Origin of the sequence: Methylobrevis pamukkalensis, assembly GCF_001720135.1 — a bacterium.
Lineage (GTDB): Bacteria > Pseudomonadota > Alphaproteobacteria > Rhizobiales > Pleomorphomonadaceae > Methylobrevis > Methylobrevis pamukkalensis.
The window spans coordinates 1-5,656 of sequence record NZ_MCRJ01000174.1 but is presented as its reverse complement, the minus strand read 5'-3'; the positions used below and the strand labels follow the sequence as shown (position 1 = coordinate 5,656).

Genomic DNA, 5,656 nt, shown 5'->3' with positions numbered 1-5,656 from the left:
CATCGCAGAAGCGGTGGGACGCTACCCGCTGAGCTCCAGCGCCGAGTGGGTGCGTGAATTCGGCGAGAATGCCGACGTCGAAGTCGATCATATCGAGATCAATCCCGCGTCCTTCGCACTCCACGACTACCTGTTCGAGGGCAAGGCGCAGGTGTTCGTCCGTCACGCCGCCCAGCAGGCCGCGGCCCGTGCGGTCAACGTGACCGTGTTCGGTCGCTGCGACGGCCGCCGCGCCGAACTCGACCGGTTCGTCTTCGAACACCGGACCTGATCTCGTCGACCTGCCCGCCGGCAGATTCGACGGCACAGACCGGATGAGCTCTGCCGGAGCGACCCGCTCGGCACTTCAAGGTACGTCCAGCACGCGGCAACGCAACGGCATGAATATGCGCTGCGTTCCGGACCGCGCAGGATCATGCGCGACACCGACAAGCGGCAGTCAGTCATCTGGCCGCCGATGTTTCAGAATGTCATTTTCAAGCTGGCCACGACGCCAGCACCCTGCGCGTCAGATCGCTCCGAGCACCACCGCTCCGACGAACATGAACGCCGCGCACACGCACAGAACATTGAGGCTTTTCGTCATCGACATGGCAAGGCCTCGCCTTCTCGTTCCGCTGGTCCGACGATTGTCACTCTAGTAAGATTTCCACGGCAAGCGAAGCAAATCTTTATTTGCGCTGCAGCAGAATACGCGGCCGGCGTCGCGAATATCGATGCCGTGGAAGAAAATTCTTCCAACGAACGTCTGGGCTTGCCTGCTAGTCCGCAAGTACCGCCTCAAGCCAGGCGCCCGCGCGCAACGCCATATCGTCGCGCCCGAAGCGGGCGGCGAGCTGCATGCCGAGCGGCAGGCCGGCCGGGTCGGTGAGGCCCGGCACATTGACCGTCGGCGCACCGATCAGCGTGAACAGGCGGTTGAACGCCGGCGAGCCCGTGGCGCCCAGCCCTGCGGGCGCGGCACCCGGCGCCGATGGCGTCAGCAGCACGTCGATGTCCGAGAACAGCGTCTCGAAGCAGCGGCGGCCGGCATGGGCGGTGGAGCGCGCCGCATCATAGGTCTCGACCGGAATGGCGCCGCCGCGCAGCAGCGCCTCGGCCAGCTTCGGCGACAGCTGTCCGCGGTGCCGGTCCATCTCGTGGGCGAGCGAGGCCGCACCCTCGAATTCCATGATGGTCGGCTGGACCCGGTCGGCGTCGAGCAGCGCCGCCGGCAGGTCGACGGCCGTCACCCGGGCGCCCGCCGCCTCGGCCTTGCGAACGGCCGTCTCCAGCGCCTCGCACATCGCCGGCTCCGCCTCCACGGAAAATCCGCTCCGCACCACGCCGATCCGCGGCGCGGCGCAGTCGGTCCCGTCGACGCGCAGATGCCGGCCGGAGATGGCCGAGAGCACATAGGCGCAGTCGGCGATCGTCGCGGCGAACAGGCCGACGGTGTCGAGATTCCACGAGAAGGTCTTCATGCCGACCGCCGGCAGCAGGCGGTAGGACGGCTTCACCGCCGCCACGCCGCAGAAGGAGCCCGGCCGCATCATCGAGCCGGCCGTCTGGGTGCCGAAGGCAAACGGCAGCAGGCCGGCGCCGACGGCGGCCGCCGAGCCCGACGAGGAGCCGCCGGGCGTGTGGCCGGGATGGCGCGGATTGCGGGTCACGGTCGGCTGCAGATAGGCGAACTCGGTCGTGCGCGTCTTGCCGACCGGAATTCCGCCGGCGCGGCGCGTCATGGTCACGACGGCCGCATCGCTGAGCGGCCGCCAGCCGTCGTAGATCGGCGAGCCGTAGGTCGTCGGCATGTCGAAGGTGTCGTAGATGTCCTTCACGCCGAAGGGCAGGCCGCCGAGCGGCCCCGCTGCCGCCGCCGCATCGCCGTCAAGAAGTCGTTCCGTCTCGAGATGGGCGAAGGCCTGAAGCTCGGGCTCGCGCTCGGCGATGGCCTCGCCAATGCGCGCGGCGATGGCCGCACGGGTGGTGCGCCCGGCCTCGATGTCGGCAAGAAGGGCAAGGACCGACAGCATGACGCCTCCTCGGCGGTTGCATCCCCGCCGGCTGAATGAAACAACTCGGGTCGCGTCCGGTCGGTGCCGTTCGCGGAGTGCCCGTCTTCCGGTGTCGACCTCAGGCGAGGCACCGACCGGAGGCCGCAGGCGATCCGATCGCCCGGTCGATGTCAAGTGACCGGGTGCACATGAGATTTTCGCGCGACGCTCCAGGGCCGCGCTTCAAGGTGACAGACGTGTCCACACGCAAGAGGCCGGAAATGCAGCATTTTCCCAGCGCGCGCGACATGACCCTCTCGGAGCGGCCGGACGAGCCGGTCTACTGCTTCCGCCGCAAGGTTCTGGAGGCCGACGCGCGGCATTTCACCGAGAATTTTCCGGGCCGCACGGCCTATGCGGTCAAGACCAACGGCGAGCCCTTCGTGCTCGAAACGCTGGCCGGCGTCGGCATCGACTGTTTCGACGTCGCCTCCCCGGCCGAATTCGCCGCCGTCCGCGCCGTCGCGCCGGACGCCGAGATGCTCTACATGCACCCGGTCAAGGCGCAGTCCGACATCCGCCTCGCGCTCGAGACCTATCGCCTGCGCGTCATGGCCGTGGACCACGAGGACGAGGTCGCCAAGATCCTGCGCATCGTGCGCGCCCTCGACATCGATCCCGGCACGATCACGCTCTACGTGCGGATCCAGACCAAGGGCCATGCCGCCTACGAACTCTCCAAGAAGTTCGGCGCCGCGCCCGCCCATGCGGTGGAACTGCTGCAGCGCATTTCCGGCATCGGCTTTCGCTGTGGCCTCTGCTTCCACGTCGGCAGCCAGATCGAGGAGCCGCAGACCTACGAGCGCGCGCTGGGCTCGGCCCACTGGGTGCGCTCGCGCGCCGGCGTCGATCTCGTCGGCCTCGATGTCGGCGGCGGCTTCCCGGCGGTCTACGGCCATGATCCGCGACGCAAGAAGGTCGAGATGCCCTCGCTCGACGAGATCATGGCCCAGTTCCGCAAAGACATCGTCGACTGGGGCTTCGACGACCTGCCGCTCGTCGCCGAACCGGGCCGGGTGATCGTCGCCCACTGCCTGTCGCTGGTGGTGCGGGTGCTTCTGAAGAAGGGCCGGCGGCTCTACATCAACGACGGCATCTGGGCCTCGCTGTCCGACAGCTGGACCGGCAAGATCACCCTGCCCGCGCGGCACATTCCCGATCCCGCGCGCCGCCGCCGCACCGGACGGCCGGACGCGATCGTGCCGTTCAAGGTCTGCGGGGCGACCTGCGATTCCGTCGACATCCTTTCCAGACCGTTCTGGCTGCCGGAAACCGTCGACACCGGCGACTGGATCGAGATCGGTCACATCGGCGCCTATTCGCTTGCCTTGCGGACGCGGTTCAACGGATTCTATCCCGAACGGGTCGTTGGCGTGGACACGCCCTTCGAGGACGAGACCGGTGCGCTCGGCCTTGCGTCGATCGAGACCATGTCGCCGTGACACGACGTCATCCTTCCGTGCGAATCAGGACTTCTCCGCGCCAGGGAACTGTGCAACTAGTGTCGCCCCGCGCGCGCCGGACTTGACCGGACCGCCGATTTTCTGCCAATCGGCAGCGGGCAGGTTGCAACCAGTTCGCGAGAGGCTCGCCCGCATGGCGTCAGATGTGGTGCAGCCGGCCGGCATGACGCCAGGCCGGCGCCTGCTCGGCATATCCGCCGCGGTCGCGGCGATTTCCTCGGTCGGCATTGCGCTCGGCCTGGGGCTCCCGCTGCTTTCGCTGGTGATGGAATCGCGCGGGGTCGCCGGCTGGGCGATCGGTGCCAACACGGCCATGGCCGGCATCGCCTCGATCGCCGTGACGCCGCTGGTGACGCCGGTCGCGCGCCGGGTGGGAACCGCGCAGTTGCTGGTGGCGAGCATCGTCACCACGGCCATCTGCTTCCCGCTGTTCTACGTGTTCGATTCGCTCGGCGCCTGGTTCGTGCTGCGCGTGCTGTTCCACGCCGCGCTTGCCTCCGCCTTCATCCTCTCCGAATTCTGGATCAATGCCCTTGCCCCGAGCCGCAAGCGCGGCCTCGTGATGGGCATCTACGCCACGGTTCTTTCCATCGGCTTCGGCGTCGGACCGATGATCCTCAGCGTTTCGGGCAGCGAGGGTCCGCTGCCCTTCGTGATCGGCCTGATCATCCTGCTCGCCGCCGTCGTGCCCGTGCTGTTCGCCTTCAAGGCCAATCCGCCGCTCGACGCCAGCCATGGCCGGGGCTTCCTGCGCTTCGTCACGCTGGTGCCGATGGCGACCTTTGCCGCGCTGGTGTTCGGCGCCACGGAGAGCGGGCTGCTGTCGCTGCTGCCGATCTACGGGCTGCGGCTCGGGCTCGACGAGCGGACGGCCACCCTGCTGGTCTCGGCCGTCGCGCTCGGCAACATCGGGCTGCAGATCCCGCTCGGCCTGCTCGCCGACCGCACCGACCGGCGCGTCCTGCTGTGCGCCCTCGCGCTGATCTGCACGCTGCTGATGCTGATCACGCCCTTTGCCGCCCACGACACGATCCTGCTGTTCGCGGTGATGATGGTGTTCGGCGGCCTGTTCGCCGGCCTCTACACGGTCGGGCTGACGCATCTCGGCGCGCGGCTCTCCGGCGGCGACCTTGCCTCCGCCAACGCGGCCTTCATCTTCATGTATTCGGTCGGCATGCTCGGCGGGCCGGCGCTTGGCGGGCTGAGCATCGATGTGGAATTCACCCGGCACGGCTTCCCGCTGCTGCTCGCCACCTTCCTCGGCTCCTACATGCTGCTCGGCAGCTGGCGCATCCTCCGGGACCGTCGCCGCGGGCGCTGACGGAGGGGGCGCTGACGACAGCCTCTTGTTCCGGCGCCGTCTTCAGCGCACCATGCGCCAACCCGACCGCCTCCGGTCGCGGACCCGTTTGCCTTGCGCCGGATCCTGCCTCCGGACCGCCATGAATTTCGACTGAACTCGATACCAACACTCACCGGTGCGACGTCGTCCGTGATTCGGGAACGAACCGCCGGAATAAAAGCCTCTGCGGGAGATCACCGATGACCTTCGCCTACCGGACGCTCGCGTCCGTCGCCGCCCTCGCCCTCGTTCCCCTGCTCGTCCAGCCGGCGGCGGCCGCAACCGAGGCCGAGATCACGGCCGCCTTCCGCGCCGCGCTCGAGCGCGGCGGGGCCACGGACGCAAGTTCGACACGCCCGAGGTCGAGGGCGACGACATCCACTACGGCAACGTCACCTTCACGGCGCCGAGCACCGAGGACGATCCCTCGATGCCGCCCGGCAAGGCGAGCGTGAGCGCGGCAATGCTGACCCTCACCAACGCCGACCTTCCGGCCGAGGGGGAATTTACCGCCGATGCCATCGTCATCGACGGCATGATGATCGTCGATGGCGAAACCACCGCGCGCGTGGCCCATTCGGAAACCCGCAACTTCGCCTACAAAGCTACCCCGGCCGGCGTCATCAACGACCCCCTCTTCGATTCCGCCGTAGTTGAGAACATCAGCATCGGACCCGGCGAGGGCAACGCCATCACCGTGGCCCGCGTCGTCCTCAATCAGTCGGACTTCGTCGGCAATGTTGCCCGAAAAGGCGATTTCGAGGCGAGCGACATCGTCTTCGATCCGGCTGCCTTGCCCGATCCCGAAGTCGCCA

The 5,656-nt window shown here is 67.9% G+C and carries 6 protein-coding genes; 5 read left to right on the top strand and 1 reads right to left on the bottom strand.

Annotated elements, in window-relative coordinates; translation table 11 throughout:
* A partial coding sequence (locus A6302_RS19050) for a hypothetical protein (RefSeq protein ID WP_210183398.1) occupies nt 1-271 on the top strand: 271 nt, incomplete at its 5' end.
* 490 nt (nt 272-761) lie between these two features.
* Here the strand turns inward: A6302_RS19050 and A6302_RS19045 are convergent.
* Nucleotides 762-2,015, bottom strand: coding sequence for an amidase (locus A6302_RS19045; protein WP_069308349.1), 1,254 nt, complete (start codon nt 2,013-2,015; stop codon nt 762-764).
* 242 nt (nt 2,016-2,257) lie between these two features.
* On the opposite strand from A6302_RS19045, the gene A6302_RS19040 reads away from it, so the two are divergent.
* The 4 genes from A6302_RS19040 to A6302_RS19030 all read left to right on the top strand — a co-directional run.
* Complete coding sequence (locus A6302_RS19040) at nt 2,258-3,478, top strand: alanine racemase (RefSeq protein WP_069308348.1); 1,221 nt, start codon at nt 2,258-2,260, stop codon at nt 3,476-3,478.
* 154 nt (nt 3,479-3,632) lie between these two features.
* Entirely contained in the window at nt 3,633-4,820 is a 1,188-nt protein-coding gene (locus A6302_RS19035; RefSeq protein ID WP_083255910.1) for an MFS transporter, read from the top strand.
* A 221-nt stretch (nt 4,821-5,041) separates the two neighbouring features.
* Nucleotides 5,042-5,296 carry a hypothetical protein gene (locus tag A6302_RS22455; protein WP_141703956.1) on the top strand — a complete coding sequence of 85 codons (255 nt, stop codon included), beginning with the start codon at nt 5,042-5,044 and terminating at the stop codon, nt 5,294-5,296.
* On the top strand, nt 5,272-5,656 hold a 385-nt coding region (locus tag A6302_RS19030), incomplete at its 3' end, for a hypothetical protein (protein ID WP_141703954.1). The genes A6302_RS22455 and A6302_RS19030, both read left to right, overlap by 25 nt.